Source organism: Rubrivirga marina, assembly GCF_002283365.1.
Classification (GTDB): Bacteria; Bacteroidota; Rhodothermia; order Rhodothermales; family Rubricoccaceae; genus Rubrivirga; species Rubrivirga marina.
On sequence record NZ_MQWD01000001.1, the window covers coordinates 953,998 to 971,267 of the forward strand.

At 72.7% G+C, this 17,270-nt stretch carries 12 protein-coding genes; 7 read left to right on the forward strand and 5 right to left on the reverse strand.

All coding sequences use genetic code 11. The features are described from left to right. Positions 1 to 18: 18 nt before the first annotated feature. Positions 19 to 1,581, reverse strand: a complete 1,563-nt coding sequence (locus tag BSZ37_RS03780; protein ID WP_095509260.1) for a sulfatase family protein — start codon at positions 1,579 to 1,581, stop codon at positions 19 to 21. A gap of 88 nt (positions 1,582 to 1,669) precedes the next feature. Between BSZ37_RS03780 and treA the strand changes: the two genes are divergently transcribed. The 3 genes from treA to BSZ37_RS03795 all read left to right on the forward strand — a co-directional run bounded on the left by treA (position 1,670) and on the right by BSZ37_RS03795 (position 6,404). Beyond that, positions 1,670 to 3,289, forward strand: a complete 1,620-nt coding sequence (gene treA, locus BSZ37_RS03785; protein ID WP_095509261.1) for an alpha,alpha-trehalase TreA — start codon at positions 1,670 to 1,672, stop codon at positions 3,287 to 3,289. Between the two features lie 65 nt (positions 3,290 to 3,354). Beyond that, the gene (locus BSZ37_RS03790; protein WP_095509262.1) at positions 3,355 to 4,683 is read left to right on the forward strand and encodes a sugar porter family MFS transporter; all 1,329 of its coding nucleotides are present in this window, start codon (positions 3,355 to 3,357) and stop codon (positions 4,681 to 4,683) included. Positions 4,684 to 4,760: 77 nt separating this feature from the next. Then, a complete protein-coding gene (locus BSZ37_RS03795; protein ID WP_218830390.1) occupies positions 4,761 to 6,404 on the forward strand; it encodes a carboxylesterase/lipase family protein in 1,644 nt (547 codons plus the stop codon). Positions 6,405 to 6,466: 62 nt separating this feature from the next. Here the strand turns inward: BSZ37_RS03795 and BSZ37_RS03800 are convergent, their stop codons facing one another. Next, positions 6,467 to 6,832, reverse strand: a complete 366-nt coding sequence (locus tag BSZ37_RS03800) for an FKBP-type peptidyl-prolyl cis-trans isomerase (RefSeq protein WP_095509263.1) — start codon at positions 6,830 to 6,832, stop codon at positions 6,467 to 6,469. 78 nt (positions 6,833 to 6,910) lie between these two features. Here BSZ37_RS03800 and BSZ37_RS03805 point away from each other — a divergent pair, with 78 nt between their 5' ends. From BSZ37_RS03805 to BSZ37_RS03815, 3 genes are all read left to right on the forward strand, one after another. Beyond that, positions 6,911 to 8,773, forward strand: a complete 1,863-nt coding sequence (locus BSZ37_RS03805) for a glycoside hydrolase family 13 protein (RefSeq protein ID WP_095509264.1) — start codon at positions 6,911 to 6,913, stop codon at positions 8,771 to 8,773. Positions 8,774 to 8,927: 154 nt separating this feature from the next. Next, positions 8,928 to 9,401: a hypothetical protein gene (locus BSZ37_RS03810; RefSeq protein ID WP_143537555.1), complete on the forward strand. Its 474-nt coding sequence runs from the start codon at positions 8,928 to 8,930 to the stop codon at positions 9,399 to 9,401. Between the two features lie 130 nt (positions 9,402 to 9,531). Beyond that, positions 9,532 to 11,859 (forward strand): M1 family aminopeptidase, encoded by a 2,328-nt coding sequence (locus BSZ37_RS03815; RefSeq protein WP_095509266.1) that lies wholly within the window; start codon positions 9,532 to 9,534, stop codon positions 11,857 to 11,859. Between the two features lie 93 nt (positions 11,860 to 11,952). On the opposite strand, the gene BSZ37_RS03820 is transcribed toward BSZ37_RS03815, so the two are convergent. The 3 genes from BSZ37_RS03820 to BSZ37_RS03830 all read right to left on the reverse strand — a co-directional run bounded on the left by BSZ37_RS03820 (position 11,953) and on the right by BSZ37_RS03830 (position 16,213). Continuing rightward, a complete protein-coding gene (locus BSZ37_RS03820; RefSeq protein WP_095509267.1) occupies positions 11,953 to 13,353 on the reverse strand; it encodes an alpha/beta hydrolase in 1,401 nt (466 codons plus the stop codon). A 116-nt stretch (positions 13,354 to 13,469) separates the two neighbouring features. Continuing rightward, complete coding sequence (locus BSZ37_RS03825; protein ID WP_218830391.1) at positions 13,470 to 15,143, reverse strand: DUF885 domain-containing protein; 1,674 nt, start codon at positions 15,141 to 15,143, stop codon at positions 13,470 to 13,472. A gap of 59 nt (positions 15,144 to 15,202) precedes the next feature. Next, the gene (locus tag BSZ37_RS03830) at positions 15,203 to 16,213 is read right to left on the reverse strand and encodes an LLM class flavin-dependent oxidoreductase (RefSeq protein ID WP_095509268.1); all 1,011 of its coding nucleotides are present in this window, start codon (positions 16,211 to 16,213) and stop codon (positions 15,203 to 15,205) included. Between the two features lie 522 nt (positions 16,214 to 16,735). Here BSZ37_RS03830 and BSZ37_RS03835 point away from each other — a divergent pair. Next, complete coding sequence (locus BSZ37_RS03835; protein ID WP_143537556.1) at positions 16,736 to 17,269, forward strand: hypothetical protein; 534 nt, start codon at positions 16,736 to 16,738, stop codon at positions 17,267 to 17,269. Position 17,270 lies beyond the last annotated feature (1 nt).

Genomic DNA, 17,270 nt, shown 5'->3' on the forward strand with positions numbered 1-17,270 from the left:
GGACCGAGGCGGATGGGGCTAGGGGGCGAGCGCGGCGGGGAACGGCGCCTCGAACGTCTCGGACGGCACGTCGTAGTGGTCGCGCAGGCGGAGGTACTCGGCTTCGAGGGCGGCCTGGACGTCGGCGTACTCGGGGTCGCCGTGGACGTTACGGAGCTCGTGCGGGTCGGCCACGAGGTCGTAGAGCTCCCACGTGTCGTCGGTGTAGAAGTGGACCAGCTTGTGCATGTGGGTCCGCACGCCGGCGTGGCGGGCCACGCGGTGGAGGCCGTGGTCGTAGTAGTGGTAGTACACCGAGCGCCGCCAGTCGGGGGGCGCGACGCCGTCGAGGAGCGGGGCCAGCGAGACGCCCTGCATCCGGTCGAGCGGGTCGAGGCCGGCCGCCTCCAGGAAGGTCGGGGCGAGGTCGATGTTCTGGACGAGCGCCTCGACGCGCGTGCCGGGCGCGATCCGGGCGGGCCACCGCATGAGGAGCGGCATCCGCATCGCCTCCTCGTACATCAGCCGCTTCTCGGCGTAGCCGTGCTCGCCCGTGAAGTAGCCCTGGTCCGAGGCGTAGACGACGATCGTGTTCTCACGCAACTCGGGGTCGGCGTCGACCCGGTCCAACAACCGCCCGACGTTCTCGTCGAGCGCGTCGACGATGCGGAGGTAGTCCTTGATGAACCGCTGGTAGTGGTACGCCCGCATCGCGCCCTGCTCGTCGAGGGCTCCGGACTCGCGCAGGCGCCGGTACTCCGCGTTCTGCGGGTCGACGGCGGCGTGGTAGGCGGCGAACTCGGCGTCCGTCATCCGCTCGAAGTAGATGCCGCGGCGGTCCGGCGTGTGCTCGGCGAGGGGCGGTTCGTGCCGGAACTCGTCGAGGAAGAAGTTGACGTCCCCCGCGTTGTGCGTCCGCGTGGCGAGGTCGTCGTAGAGCGTCGGCGGCTCGGGGATGGTCGCGTCGCGGTAGCGGTCGAGGAGGCGGAGCGGCGGCATCCGGGGGACGTGGACGGCCTTGTACTGGACGAGCAAGAGGAAGGGCTCTTCCGCCTCGGCGTTCCGGTCGAGCCAGTCGATCGAGAGGTCCGTGACGACATCGGTCGAGTAGCCCTTGATCGTCCGCGTGCCGCTGTCCGGCGAGTACACCTCCGGGTTGTAGTAGAAGCCCTGCTTGCCGGCGCCCGTCAGGATCGTGTACGCGTCGAACTCGTCGGCGGGCCTGCTGTTGAGGTGCCACTTGCCGAAGAGCGCCGTCCGGTAGCCGGCCTGTTGCAAGAGGCGCGGGAAGACGGCCTGCGTGCTGTCCCACGGCTGGGCGTTGCCCGTCACGCCGTTGACGTGGGCGTGCGTGCCGGTGAGGATCGCCGCCCGGCTCGGCCCGCAGATCGAGTTGCCGACGAACGCGTTGGCGAAGACGGCGCCCTCAGTCGCGATCCGGTCGAGGTTGGGCGTGTCATGGAAGCCGCGCCCGTACGCCCCGATCGTCCGCAGCGCGTGATCGTCCGACATGATGTAGACGATGTTCGGCCGCCCGGTCTGAGCCGCGGCGCCGACGGCGAGCACCGCCAGGAGAGCGAGGGCGAGAGGACGGTAGCGCATGCGATCAACCTAGCGCCGAGCGCTTCCGAGGAGGCGATGAAAGCGCTACCGCGGTAGGTTGCCGGGCGCTCATCCCCCCCTGTCTCCGATGCCGATCCGCCGTCCCTCCACCGGGCCGTTGCTGCTCGCCCTCGCCGCGCTCCTGGCCGCGGGCTGCCAGACGGCCGCCGTCCGCGAAGCGCCGGCTTCGCCCGCCTCGGTGGCCGACGGGCTGTACCTGCCGGAGCGCGACCTCGGCCCGCTCTTCCACGACGTCCAGCTCGCGCGCGTGTTCGAGGACTCGAAGACGTTCGCCGACGCCCGGCCGCTGCGCGCGCCGGCCGAGATCGTCGCCGCGTACGAGGCCCAGAAGACCGCGCCCGGCTTCGACCTCGCGGCGTTCGTCGACGCGCACTTCGCGGCGCCGCGGCCCGTCGGTGAGGGGTACGAGAGCGATCCGTCGCAGACGATGGAGCAGCACATCCGCGCGCTGTGGCCCGTCCTCACGCGCGAGCCCGACGACCCGGACCTCGTCACGTCGCTCATCCCGCTGCCGAACGCGTACGTCGTGCCGGGCGGGCGCTTCCGGGAGGTCTACTACTGGGACTCGTACTTCACCTTCCTCGGGCTGGCGGAGAGCGGGCGGACCGACCTCATGCGGAGCGTGCTCGACAACTTCGCGCACCTCATCGAGACCGTCGGCCACGTCCCCAACGGCAACCGGACGTACTACCTCGGGCGGAGCCAGCCGCCGTTCTTCGCCGCGATGGTCGGCCAGTACGCCGCGGCGACCGACTCGACGGAGGCGCTCCGCTGGCTCGACGCGCTCGAGGCCGAGCACGCCTTCTGGATGGAGGGCGCCGACGGCCTCGCGCCCGGCGCGGCCCACCGCCGTGTGGTGAGGCTCGACGACGGGACGGTCCTCAACCGCTACTGGGACGATGTCGCGGCGCCGCGGCCGGAGTCGTACCGCGAGGACTACGAGCTGGCCCAGAGCCTGCCCGAGGCGGAGCGCCCCGCGCTCTACCGCAACCTCCGCGCCGCGGCCGAGAGCGGATGGGACTTCTCGAGCCGCTGGATGCGCGACCCGAGCGACCTCCGCACGCTCGAGGTCACGGCGCTCGTCCCGGTCGACCTCAACAGCCTGCTGGTCCACCAGGAGCGGACGATCGGCCGGCTCCATGCCATCGCCGGCGACGCCGCCGAGGCCCGCCGCTGGGCCGCCCTCGCCGACGCCCGCCGCGCCGCGCTCCGCCGCGTGGCGTTCGACCCCGAGGCCGGCGCCTTCTTCGACGTCCGCTGGCGGACCGGTGAGCGGGTGACGGACCGCCCGACGCTGGCGATGGCCGCGCCGCTCTACTTCGGCGTGGCGAGTCCCGAGGAGGGCGCCGCCACGGCGGCCGTGCTGGAGCGCGACTTCCTCGAGCCGGGCGGGTTCGTCACGACCCGGATCGCCTCGGGGCAGCAGTGGGACGCCCCGAACGGCTGGCCCCCGCTCCAGTGGCTCACGGCCGAGGGCCTCCGTCGCTACGGCCGCGCCGACGTCGCCGACGAAGCCCGCGACCGCTGGCTCGCCCTCAACCGCCGCGTCTACCAGGCCACCGGCAAGATGACGGAGAAGTACGACGTGGCCGACCTCAGCCGCCCGGCCGGCGGCGGCGAGTACCCCAACCAGGACGGCTTCGGCTGGACAAACGGCGTCGCCCTGGCCTTCTCGGCGCAGGAGTAGGCGCCCCTGCCCGCCTCGGTGCCGCCGCGGACCCGCCGAGGCGGGCACCCACACGCCCCACCCCCATGGTCTCCCAACGCCGCCTCGTCGGCTGGTCGCTGGCGGTCGCCCTCGGCGGCTTCCTCTTCGGGTTCGACACGGCCGTCATCTCCGGCGCGGAGCAGGAGATCCAGACGCTCTGGGGCCTGAGCGACGCGCTCCACGGGTTCGCCGTCGCCGTCGCCCTCTACGGCACCGTCATCGGCGCCCTGTTCGGCGGGATCCCGGCGGACCGGCTCGGGCGGCGGTCGACGCTCCAGATCATCGGCGTGCTGTACCTCGTCTCGGCGGTGGGCTCGGCGTTGGCGCCGGAGGTCGTCTCGTTCATGGTCTTCCGGTTCATCGGCGGGCTGGGCGTGGGCGCCTCGTCGGTGGCCGCGCCGATGTACATCTCCGAGATCGCGCCACCGGACCGCCGCGGCCGGCTCGTGGCGCTGTTCCAGTTCAACATCGTGCTGGGCATCCTCCTGGCGTACGTCTCGAACTACGTCCTCGGCACGCTCGGGCTCGACTGGCGGTGGATGATGGGCGTCGAGGCGGTCCCGGCGCTGGCCTTCGTGTACTTCATGACGTGGGTCCCGATCAGCCCGCGGTGGCTCGTCGTGCAGAAGGGGCGCGTGGACGACGCCCGCGCCGTGCTCGCCCGGGTCGGCTGGTCGCCGGACGAGATCGACCGCCAGATCGCCGAGATCCAGGCGTCCGTGGTCACGGACGCGCCGGGGCGCCGCGCCGGCCTGTTCTCGCCGCAGTTCCGTCGGCCCGTGGTGCTGGCCGTCCTGTTCGCCTTCTTCAACCAGCTCTCGGGCATCAACGCGATCATCTATTACGCCCCGCGGATCTTCGAGATGACCGGCCTCGGTGGCAGCGCGGCGCTGCTGTCATCGGCCGGCATCGGGCTCGTGAACCTCATCTTTACGATGCTCGGGCTCGTGGTGATCGACCGGTTCGGGCGGCGGAGCCTGATGCTCGTCGGCTCGGTCGGGTTGATCGCGGCGCTGGCGAGCACGGCGTGGGCCTTCTCGACGGAGACGTTCGCGATCGTGCCGGCCCTGCTGTTCGTCTACATCGCGTTCTTCGCGCTCTCGCAGGGGGCCGTGATCTGGGTGTTCATCTCGGAGATCTTCCCCAACCAGGTCCGCGCCGGCGGCCAGTCGCTGGGGAGCTTCACGCACTGGATCCTGGCGGCCGTCGTGGCCAACGTGTTCCCGATCGTGGCCGCGCGGGTGGGCGGCGGTCCCGTGTTCGCCGTGTTCTGTGGGATGATGGTACTCCAACTCCTGTTCGTGTGGTTCGTGATGCCGGAGACGAAGAACACGTCGCTGGAGGCGCTGGAGCACGACCTCGTGGTGCCCTGACGCGCGCCGGAGGCCGTACTCTCCTGCTTCCGGGCACCCGCCTCTCCGGTCGCCCGCCGGCTCCTTCCCCCTCCACGATGTCACGCACGCTAGTGCTCGGCGCCGCCCTGTTGCTCGGCGCCTGCGCGCCCACCATGACGACGCCTGTCGCCAGCGACCCGGACGCGCCAGCCTCGGCCCCGTCCGCCTCGGCCGTCGTCCGAACCACCGCCGGCCCGGTCCGCGGCGACGCCGAGGCGGACGGGCTCCGGATCTTCCGTGGCGTCCCGTTCGCCGCAACGCCCGTCGGCGGGCTCCGCTGGGCGCCGCCCCAGCCGCCCGAGGCGTGGACGGACGTCCGCGACGCGACGGCGTTCGGCGACCGGTGCATGCAGGCCGACATCTTCGGGGACATGGCCCCGCGCGCCGAGGGCATGAGCGAGGACTGCCTCACGCTCAACGTCTGGGCGCCGGCGGGCGCCGAGAGCCTGCCCGTCCTCGTCTACTTCTACGGCGGCGGCTTCGTGGCCGGCGACGCCTCCGAGCCGCGCTACGACGGCGCGGCCATCGCCCGCGAGGGGACCGTCGTGGTGGTCCCGAACTACCGCCTCGGCGTGTTCGGCTTCCTCGCCCACCCCGAACTGACGGCCGCGTCGGGGTACGGCGGGTCGGGCAACTACGGGCTGATGGACCAGACGGCGGCGCTCGAGTGGGTGAGGGACAACGTCGCGGCGTTCGGGGGCGACCCCGATCAGGTCACGATCGCGGGCGAGTCGGCCGGGTCGATCTCCGTGAGCGCGCAGATGGTGGCGCCGGCCGCGCGCGGGCTGTTCCACCGGGCCATCGGCGAAAGTGGGTCGGCGCTGGGCGCGCTCCCGCCCGTCTCGCTCGACGACGCCGAGGCGGCGGGGGTGCGGTTTGCCGAGTCCGTCGGCGCCGCGGCGCTGGCGGAGCTCCGGGCCGTGCCCGCCGCGGACCTGCTGGCGGCGGCCTCGGCGCCGGGCGTCCCGTGGTTCTCGGCCACGCTCGACGGCCGCGTCTACCCCGAGCCGCCGGCCGAGACGTTCGCCGCCGGCCGCCAGGCGCAGGTCCCGCTCCTCGTCGGCTGGAACTCGGAGGAGATGACGTGGCGGATGATCCTGGGCGGCGCCGAGCCGACGCCCGAGGCCTACGCCGGGGCCGTCCGCTTCCTGTACCCGGACCACGCCGACGAGGTGCTCGCCCTCTACCCGGGAACGACCGAGGCGGAGGTGGTCGAGTCGGCGACGGCGCTCGCGGGCGACCGGTTCATCGCCCACAGCACGTGGCGCTGGTTCGACCTCCACCGCCGGACGGGCGGTGCGCCGGTCTACCGCTACTACTACGCGCACCCGCGCCCGCCGCTCCGGGGCGGCGGCGCCTCCGGGCTGGCCGGCGGCGTGGTCGAGGGCGCCGAGGCGCCGCCGCCGGCCACGGGCGCCGTCCACTCGGCCGATATCGAGTACGCCCTCGGCAACCTCGACACGCACCCCGTCTACGCCTGGACCGCCGACGACTACGCCGTCTCCGAGACGATGATGGGGTTCTTCGTCCGCTTCATCCACACCGGCGACCCGAACGGGCCCGGCCTCCCGGCGTGGCCGGCCGCCAGCGCCGCGCCCGACGGCACGTCGGCGGTGATGGTGATCGACGTCGAGTCGGACGCGATCCCGGAGCCGGACCGCGCGCGGTACGAGCTGCTCGAGCGGATCGCGGGCGAGTAGTCCCGCCTCGGGGGCCCGGTGGACCGACCGAGGCGGGACGCCTCGGCGTCGGGCGGTTCGAGCTACTGGACGTCGAGGAGCTCGACGTCGAAGTAGAGCGTCACGTTCGGCGGAATGCCGGGTGGCGGGTTGGCACCGTAGCCGTCCTCCGGCGGCACCATCAGCGCCTTCGACTCGCCGACGCGCATGCCCGAGATGCCGTCGCGGAAGCCGGGGATGACCTCCTGGAGGTTGAACGTGGACCGATCGCTCTGGTCGAAGACGGTCCCGTCCTCCAGGCGGCCCTTGTAGGCGACGGTCACGGTGCTCGTCGGCTCGGCGACGGCGGCCTCGCCGGCGGGCGCGACCTCGGCCGGCTCGGCGGACGTGTCGTCGGACTCGCAGGCGGCGAGGGGCAGGAGTAGGGCGGCGAGGATCAGGAGGCGCATGGCGAGGCGGAAGGCGTCGGGGCGGTACCCTCACCGGCGCCCATCGTTTCTTCCCTCCGCCGGTCCGCTCCCATCTCGATGCGCCACGCCCTCCTCGCCCTCTCCCTCCTCGCCCCGCTCGTCGGGGCCGCCCAGACCGTCGAGCGGGTCGAGCCCGCGTTCTGGTGGGCCGGGATGCACCACCCGGAGCTCCAGGTGATGCTCTACGGTGAGGACGTCGGCCGGGCGCGCGCGACGCTCGCCGAGACGCCCGGCGTCACGCTCGACCGCGTCGTGGCCGTCGAGAACCCGAACTACCTCTTCTTGGAGATGACGGTCGGGCCGGACGCCGAGGCGGGCCCCCTCGCCCTCACGCTGGAGGGGCCGGACGGGACGCAGACGCTCGACTACGAGCTCCGCGAGCGGTCGCGCCGGCCGGGCTCCTACGCCCAGGGCTTCTCCTCCGAGGACGTCATCTACCTCATGATGCCCGACCGCTTCGCGAACGGCGACGAGTCCAACGACTCCATCCCCGGAATGCTCGAAGGGGCCGACCGCTCCGACCCGAACGCCCGCCACGGCGGCGACTTCGCGGGCGTCCTGGAGCACCTCGGCTACATCGACGACCTCGGCATGACGGCCATCTGGTTCACGCCGGTCTTCGAGAACGACATGACGCCGGCGTACGGGGCCTACCACGGCTACGCCGCGACGGACATGTACGCGACCGACCCGCGCTTCGGGACGACGGACGAGTTCGTCGCCCTCGTCGACGCCGTCCACGGGCGGGGCCTGAAGGTGATCATGGACATGATCCACAACCACGTCGGCGACCGGCACTGGTGGATGGACGACCTCCCGACGTCCGACTGGGTCCACGACTGGGAGCGCGTCGGACAGACCAACTTCACCGGTCCGGCGGCCATCGACCCGTACGCCTCCGAGGCCGACCGGCGCCAGCTCGTCGACGGCTGGTTCGTGCGCGAGATGCCGGACCTCAACCAGCGGAACCCGCTCCTCGCGCAGTACCTCCTCCAGAACACGGTCTGGTGGATCGAGCACACGGGCATCGACGGCATCCGGATGGACACGTACCTCTACCCGGACAAGGCCTACATGGCGCGGTGGGCGCGCTACGTCCTCGACGCCTACCCGGACTTCAACATCGTGGGCGAAAGCTGGGTCACGAACGTCCCGCACGAGGCCTACTGGCAGGACGACTTCGCGGCGCCCGGCGACGGCTACGACTCGGACCTGCCGAGCGTGACCGACTTCCCGCTCGCCTTCGCCCTGCGCGGCGCGTTCACGGGCGGCGGCCCGTACGCGATCTACGAGACGCTGGCGCAGGACCACATCTACCCGGACCCCAACGGGATGGTGACGTTCTTCGACAACCACGACCTCGACCGCGCCTACTCCGACGCGGACGACCTGAGCGCGCTCGCGCTCGGCTACGCCTTCCAGATGACCACGCGCGGCATCCCGCAGGTCTACTACGGGACCGAAGTGGCGATTCCGAACGGGCCGCGGACGGGCGGCGACGGCTACAAGCGGCTCGACATGCCGGGCGGCTGGCCGGGCGACGCCCGCTCCGTGTTCACCGAGGCGGGCCGGACCGAGCGCGAGCAGGAGGCGTTCGAGGTCGTCCGCGCGCTGTCCCGCTGGCGCCGCACGGCGGACGTGATCCACCACGGCCGGCTCACGCAGTTCATCCCGCGCGACGACGTGTACGTCTATTTCCGCTGGGACGAGGACCCCGGGTCGGAGCCCGGGGCAGGCTCGACGGTGATGGTCGTGCTCAACGCCGCCTCGGAGGGCCGGACGCTCGACCTCGGGCGCCTCGCGGAGCGCCTCGGCAGCGTCGCGACTGGGCGCGACGTCGTGACGCGCACGGTCTACGACCTCACCCGGCCGACGTTGGCGGTCCCGGCTCGGACGGCGCTCGTGCTGGAGGTCCAGTAGTCACAGTCAGGTACGGATCGGGGCGTTTGCGCTAGGTGCGGCCATGCCGACGCCACGCCGTTCTCGACTCCCCAAGGCCGTTGCCCCGAACGGGCACGCACCGCTTGGGCGGGTGGTGCGATGAGCGACGTCCCGACTCTGCCCACCGCCAGACATGCCGCCCCCTCCGCCGCGCCCCAGGGCGGGAACCATCCTCGGGCTCCTGTCGGAGGCGGTGCGCCAGCAGGCCCGGTTGGCCGTCGCACTGGAGTTCGCCACCGTCGTGCTCGGCGTCGTGATCGGTCTCCAGGTGACCGCGCCCACGCAGGCCCGCGCCCACGCCGACCGCGAGGCCCATTTCCTCCGCCAACTCCACGCCGACGTCGTCGAGACCGAGCGCGACGGCCGGCGGGTCGACTCGCTGATGGCGCCCCAGGCCCGCTCCGGGACCCGGCTCGTGCGCACGTTCTTCCTCCCCGGAGACGCGCTCATCGAGTGGTTCGGGGGCCACATGGCCCCCCTGCGTCCGCCCGGTCGCGGCGGCGGAGGAGGCGCTCGTCTCGCCCCGCTCGCGCTCGAGACCCACGGCCGGACGCCGGACCAGGTCGACTCGCTCCGCCCGCAGGTCGAAGCCGAACAGGCCCCATGAGCGACACGCCCGCCCCACCCGCCTCGGGGCACGAGCGGAGGCGGTCGGATCGTCTATCCCCTGCGGCCGACCGCCCGTAACCGTAACGGGCCGTCGGCGTAGCCGCTTCGTCTCCCATCACCCCCGCCCGATGCCCCGTTCGCTTTTTTCGCTCCTCCTCCTGCTCCTCGCCCCGCTGGCGCTCGCCCAGAGCCCGGTCGGCATGTGGACCATCGACCTGCTGCCACCGAGCGGTGGTGACCCCTTCGACTCCGGCTTCCTGACCGTCCCCGCCGAGGGCGAGACCGGCCGGTTCGTCCTCCTCAACAACCAGATCGACTCCGAGGTCGGCGGCGTTGAGACCACGACGAACGGGGCCGACTTCACGGCCACGGGCCAGCTCACGTCGCTCGGCGCGCCGTTCGCCTTCGAGGGGACGCTCGACGGCGACGCCGTCGAGGGCACGTTCGGCATCGGGGGAAACACCTTCGGCATCCGCGGGACGCGCGCCGAGGCCGGCGCCCTCGCCGACTACGAGGCCCGCCAGGACTCGCTCCGCCTGGCGAACGCGCCCGAGCCCGTCGACCTCTTCGAGCCGTTCGACCTCCCGACTCCGAACTCGTACCGGACCGCCAGCGGCCGGCCGGGCCCCGACTACTGGCAGCAGCGCGCCGACTACGACCTCGAGGCGAGCCTCGACGACCAGACGCACACGGTCACCGGCACGGTCCGCCTGACGTACACCAACAACAGCCCGGAGGCCCTCGATTACCTCTGGTTCCACCTCGAGCAGAACCTGTTCGACGCCAATAGCCGCGGCGGCCCGATCACCGGCCGCGCCGCGTCGTCGCTCGACGAGGAGCACGGCTACCGCCTCGGCACGATCACGGTCGACGGCCGGACCGTGGCGCCGCTCGTCACCGACACCCGGATGCGGCTCGACCTCCCGTCGCCGGTCGAGGCCGGCGGCGGCCGGGTCGAGGTCGAGATCCCGTACTCGTTCGTGATCCCGGGCTCGCCGGGCACGCCGCGGATGGGCCGCCTCGAGACCGAGCACGGCTGGGTCTACGCGATGGCCCAGTGGTTCCCGCGCGTGGCCGTCTTCGACGACGTCAACGGGTGGAATCACATGCCGTACCTCGGCTCCGGCGAGTTCTACCTCGACTACGGCGACTACGAGATGACGCTGACGGTCCCGGCCAGCCACACCGTCGTGGCGACGGGCACGCTCCTCAACGAGGACGAGGTCTACACCCGCGAGCAGCGCCAGCGGTTGGCGGCGGCCCGCGAGAGCGACGAGGCCGTCCTCATCGTGACCGAGGCGGACCGGGACGCGGCGGCCTCGGCGACCGGCACCAAGACGTGGCGCTACCGCGCCGAGAACGTCCGCGACGTGGCCTGGGGCTCCTCGGCCGCCTTCATCGTCGACGGCGCCAACGCCGCCGTGCGGATGGACGACGGGAGCACGAACGACGTCCTGATCCTCAGCGCCTACCCGGAGGAGGGGGTCTCCGACGACCCCGAGAACCCCGGCTGGGAGGAGGCCACGCGTTACGGCCGCGCGTCGATCCTCAACAACTCGTACTGGCTCCCCTACCCGTACCCCGTCGCGATCTCGGTCGCCAGCCACATCGGCGGGATGGAGTACCCGATGCTCCACTTCTCCCGCGTGACGGCCCGCCACTTCAGCCTGTTCGGGGTGATCGACCACGAGCTCGGCCACAACTGGTTCCCGATGATCGTCGGCTCCGACGAGCGACGCCACCCGTGGATGGACGAGGGGTTCAACACGTTCATCAACGGCCCGTCGAACCTCGCGTTCTACGACGAGGGCGACGACCCGTCGCTGCCGGGCTACGGCACGGGGGCCACGACGCGCGCCTCCCGCGTCTTCCCCGAGAACATCGCCGACGCCTTCCGGGCCAACGAGATCTCGGTCGACGACGAGATCATGACCTACCCGGACCAGCTCGAGGGCAACGAGATCGGGTGGAACGCCTACACGAAGCCGGGCGCCGGGCTCTACTACCTCCGCACGGCGATCCTTGGCCAGGAGCGGTTCGACGCGGCGCTCCGCGAGTACATCCGGCGCTGGGCCTACAAGCACCCCCAGCCGGCCGACTTCTTCCGCACCATCGAGGACGTCGCGGGCGAGGACCTCGACTGGTTCTGGCGCGGCTGGTTCGACACGCGCCACCCCTACGACGCCGTCCTCGAGTCGGTCACGACGGCGGACGACGTCGTGAGCGTGACGGTCGGGCAGAACCGGGGCCTCGTCTTCCCGACGACCGTCGAGGTCACGTTCACCGACGGCTCGACGGCGCGCGCGAGGGTCCCCGTCGAGGGCTTCGCTCGGACGGAAACGCTGACGGTGACGGTCCCCGCGGCGGGCCGCACGGTGGAGCGCGCCGTGCTCGACCCGGATGGGCTCCTGCCGGACGTCGACCGCGACAACGACGTGGTCGAGATCGGCCAGTAGGCCCGCCTCGGGAGGTCGGCGGGGCGCTCCGGTTCGGCCGGGGCGCCCCGGTTGTCGTTTCGCGAGGTCGCCGGGCGCCCGGCCGAGGTGGGCCTACTCCGCGGGGAAGAGGAACCGGAGCATGTCGGGCGCGCGCTCGGCCCAGGCGCGCTCGCTGTGCCCGGCGCCCTCGGCCTCGACGTAGCGGACGAGCGCCTCGTCCCACCCGGTCTCGACGAGGAGCGCCGCGAGGCGTCGGGCATCGGGGACCATCGAGCCGCCCTCTTCGGTCCCGACGTCGACCCAGACGCGCTGGCCGGGCGGCGGCGTGGCCGCGGCGACGGCGTCGAGGATCGCCTTGTCGTCCCACCAGACCGACGGCGAGGCGACGATCAGCCGGCCGAACACGTCGGGCCGGGTGATCCCGAGGTGCATCGTGACGAGGCCGCCGAGCGACGAGCCGCCGAGGCCGGTGTGCGCGGCGTCGGGGAGCGTCCGGTAGCGGGCGTCGATGAGCGGCTTGACGACGTCGGTGAGGAGCCGGCCGTAGGCGTCGCCGAGGCCGCCGGCCGGGGGGCGCGTGGCGATGAGCGTCGCCGTGACGCCCTGTGCGTCGCGCTCGACCTCGACCGTGATGTCGGGCTCGATGTGGTACGTCCCGTCGGGCCGGGGCGTGACGGGAGAGACGCCGCCTGGGATCTCGGCGACGAGGCCGCCCTCCGTCTCTCGAATCACGACGACTTCGCCGGCGTCGGTGGCGAACGGGCCGGTCGACGGGGCCAGCGGGCCGTCGCCGGTGGGCGGGCCGCTCCGGTTCATCACGCGGCGCCAGGCGCGGCGCGTCGGCGTGTACTCGTCCGTCCGCCGGTTCGTGTTGGCGACGCCGACGAGGATCAGGGGCTCGATCTCGCCCGCCTCGATAAGCGCGGTGGCCGCCTCGTCCAGGCCCCACTCGGCGCCGGGCTGGGTCCCGAACACGCCCGCGCCGTCGTGGAGGTAGAGCACGGGGTAGCGGCGGCCGGGCTCGTCCTCGTAGCCGGGCGGAAGCCAGACGTAGCCAGAGCGCGGCGCGAGGCCGGCGCCCTCGACGCCCTCGATGGTGTCGACGCGGCCGGTGACGACGCCGGGCGCCGGCGCGACGCGGTCGCCCCACGCGAGCTCGAGGTCGGTCCCGCCGCGCCGGACGACGACGCGGTGGTTCTCGCCCTCCTGCCACCCGTCGTTCGGGTTGCCGGGGCCGTCGACCTTGATCTTGAGGTCCACCACGAGGCTGTCGCCTTCGACGGCGATCGGGACGGCGGCCGTGTAGAGGCCGTCGCCGTCGGGGTCGGCGGCCTCGAACGTGCCGCCCCACGAGAGCGGCGCCCGGTCGCCGCGCAGGCCGACGGTGTCGGCGGTCGGGTCGAGCCAGCCGTCGGCGAGGGGCTGGCGGAGGTCGAGCGTGGCGCGGAGCGTGTCGGGCTGCGCCACGGCCGAGGCGGTGAGGAGGGCGACCAGGAGACCGAGGCGGGGCATGTCGGAGCGGACGGGTTGTCAGAGGCTACGCCGGAGGCTCTCCGCATCGGGACCCGACGCGGCATCGGGTGTCACTGGGGTCGGCGGCTCTGGCCTCGGCGTCGAGGCGGGCGGGGCTACCGCTCCCGCGTGATGCGGCGGACGTCGTCGTCGAGCCCGGTCATCTCCCAGCGGCTCAGCGAGATCGGGATGCTGCCGACGGCGTTGAGCTCGTCGAAGAACGCCCCGAGGCGGACGCCCTTGCCGCGCTCGTCGGCCTGGCGCATGACGTCGGCGAGGGCGCGCTCGAGGAGGTACTTGCCGGTGACGTAGCTCGTGCCGTAGCCCGGCTGGCGGAGGTAGAGGTGCTGCTCGAACAGCAGCAGCTCCTCCTCCGTCTCCATCCACCCGCGCGGCGTGCCGGCCTGGTGGACGCGCCCGGCCTCCTCCATCGTCATCTCGTTGGCGTGGGCGTAGAGCGAGCCGAGCCCGCGGGCGGCCCGCTGCGCCAGCATGATCCAGACGATCTCGCGCGAGCGGGGACTGTCGTCGTAGAGCCCGGCGTGGAGGAACATCTCCTCGACGCCCGTGGCCGTGCCCTCGTTGCGGCTGTCGAAGATGTTGTACAGGAGCGGCCCGCGCATCGGGCTCGGGTGCGGCTCCGTGTCCATCCGCGCCAGCTCGAACCAGTGGTACCAGTGGGTGGTGAGCGGGAGCGGGTCGTAATGGGCCCCGATCTGGAAGAAGTTGCGCTCCGCCTCGGGCACGAAGCCGATGCGGTGGGCCTCCAGGGCGGGCTCCAGGTAGTCGGTCCACGTGAGCACCTCGCCGTCGCGGAGAAAGGCGACGAAGCGGGCGATCGCGTCGTCGTTCTTGGCCTCCATCTCCTCGGGCGTCGTGGCGGCCTCGAGCGGCGGGAGGTCGCGGTTGCGGTGCTCTTCGAGCGCCAGCGACGCCCATGCGCGGTCGAGCTCGCGCCGGAGCAACCGGACCTCGTCGTCCCACGTCATCGGCACGAGGTGGACGTTCTGCTGGTACCACGTGTAGTTGTCCTTGCCGATGCCGGAGGGGCCGTCCTTGTGCGCGGCTTCGGCCTCGAGCCACGCCACGAGCGCGTCCGTCTCCACCTCCGCCTCGGCGATCACGGCGAGAAGGTCGGCGCTCGCCCCGGCGCCGGCGCGGTCGCGGATCGTCCCGAGATTCTCGCGCTGCGCCCGGAGGTTGCGGATGCCGGCGATCCAGAGCTCGCGTGCGTTGCCCGTCAGGTTCTGCCGCGCCTGTCGCATCAGCGGCGGGATCACGCGCAGGTCGGCGACGAGGCGGGCCTCCTCGGAGGCCGAGAGGGGGAAGTCGTACGTCCAGAGCTCCGTGACGGCATGGTGCGTCGGCCCCTCGTGGGCAGGCACGTCGCTCCGGTACAGCCAGACCGACTGGTAGAAGGCCGGGTCGCGGGCCCACGGCATGAGCACGCGGCGGTTGAAGTCGTACCCGTTCATCTCGGCGCGCACGAGGTGCCAGTCGACCTGTCGCGGGACCGACCAGCCGGTCGTGTCGATCCCGTCGAGGCGTGCGCGGAGGGCCCGGAAGTCGCCGTCGCGCGCGACGAACGTGGCGGCGGTGTAGTCGGGCGCGCCGTCGCGCATCGGCGGTCGCTCGAACGCGCGCCAGTCCTCGAACAGATCGAACAGCTCCCGTGCGCCGCTGTCGGCCTGCCCGTGAGCGCCGGGCGTGATGGCCGCGAGAGCCAGGACGGAAAGGGCGAGCCGGCGCAGGTGGAGCATGGCGGAGAGGCGAGCGAGAGGGGACGGCATCAAGGTAGATCCGCGCCTCGCCGCCTCGGCGACCCTGCCGACCGGCCCGCCGAGGCGGGCTAGGCGGCGACGGCCGGCGCGAGGTCGAACGCCTCGGCCACCAACTCGAACGAGCGGAGCCGCGCGGCCGGGTCGAACACGTTCGTCGTCAGCATCACCTCGTCGGCTCCGGCGGCCTCGGCGCGGCGCGTGAGCTCGGCGCGGACCGTCTCCGGATCGCCCACGACCGACAGCTGGCGGTAGAGCTGGACGGCGTGCTGCTCGGCTGGTGAGTAGTCGTGGGCGAGGGCCTCCTCGGGCGAGGGCAGCGTCTCGAACCGGCCCGTCCGGATCCGGGCCCAGGCCAGCTCCATCGTGCTCGCGAGGCGGCGCGCCTCGGCGTCCGTCTCGGCGCAGACGACGGCCGCGGCCAGGATCGCGTGTGGCTCCGGGAACGCCTCCGACGGCGCGAACGCCTCGCGATAGGCGCGGAGCGCGGGCGCGGCCGGAGTCGGCGAGAAGTGGCTGGCGAAGGCGTAGCCCAGCCCGTTCGTGCCGGCGAACCGGGCCGAGGCGCCGCTCGACCCGAGCAGCCAGATCGGCGGGAGCGAGACGCCGCCGGGCGTGACCGTGACGTCCGCGAACGGGTGGTCGGCAGCGAAGCCACCGCGCGAGAGCGTGACGAGCTCGGCCAGCTGGTGCGGGAACTGCTCGGCGTCGAACGAGCGGAGCGCGCGGATGTGGGTCGGGTCGGTGCCCGGCGCGCGGCCCAGCCCGAGGTCGATCCGCCCGGGGAACAGCGCCTCGAGCGTGTGGAACCGCTCGGCGACGAGGAGCGGCGCGTGGTTCGGCAGCATCACCCCGCCCGAGCCCACGCGGATCCGCTCCGTCGCCCCGGCCACGTGCGTGATCACGACCTCGGGCGACGAGCTCGCGATGCTCGGCATCCCGTGGTGCTCGGCGAACCAGAGGCGCGTGTAGCCGAGCCGATCGGCGAGGCGGGCGAGGTCGACGGTCCGGCGGAGGGCCTCGGAGGCCGTGCTCCCGGACGTGATGGGGACGAGGTCGAGGACGGAGAGGGCGAGGGACATCGGTCGATCGTTCATCTCGACGGCGAACGCGCCTCGACGTGCCGTCGGTCCCGCCGTCCGGCCGGCGGTCGCGAGGAACCGGGTAGCAGGAGGCCGCCCAGTAGCCGAAGGTGGGGGGCCGTAGGGCGGCCGGAAGGACGTCGGGACCGGGGAGATCCCGAGCTCTGCGACGGGGGATGCCGAGGCCTCGGTTCATTCGAGGCCATTCTGCGTCCCTGGGGAATCTCGGCGGCGCGCGCTCCGTTAAGATTTGCACACGACGGCTGAAGCTCGCGCACGAACGCGTCAGTCGTCGCGTTCGACGCGCCGTTCGATCTGCCGCGACGAGCCACTGCACCGCCGTCCGGCACCGCCGCCGCCGCTCGCGCGCCTTCGGGGATGGAGGTGCTCGGGAGGCGGCGGCGCTCGTTTGGGTGGAGGAGACGGCTGGGGTGCCGAGGCGGGTCGGGTGGAGGTGACAGGGCACGCGGCCGTTTGTTGTAGTCAGGGCGGACCCCCAGCCTCCACTCCCAGCTACACCTCATGTCCCGTTTGTCCCTCTCGCTCCTCGCGCTGGCCCTCGTGCTCGGCGCGTGCGACTCCGCCACCCCGTCGTCCTCCGTAGACGCGACGGTGTCCTCGGCCCCGACGGCCCACGCATCGGCCGAGGGCCGCTTCGTTGTGTCTGAGGCTGTCCAGATCGAAGCCGTCGGCGAGGCCGTCCTCCTCCACGTCGACGGCGAGACGTTCGCCCTCAGCCCGAACGACGCCTACTTCGCAGGCGAAGCCCTCTCCCGAGCCGGCCACGCGACGCTCGACCCGAAGGCTGCCGAAGCGATCGGGCCCGGCGGCGACCGCTGCGAGCCGCCCCCGCCGGGCAGCTTCGTGCCCCGCCGCGGTGAGGAGGTCTTCGCGTACGGAGGAGGCGGAGGCAAGTGCCCGCCGCCGCCGCCGCCGCCGTTCGACGAGTACCGGGCGGCTCGGGCTGCGTACGGCGACGGCGTCGAGTTCGTCCGGGTCGAGGACGGCCTCGGTTGGGCCGAGCCCGTGCCCGGCCTCTTCGTGGCCCGGCCGTAGG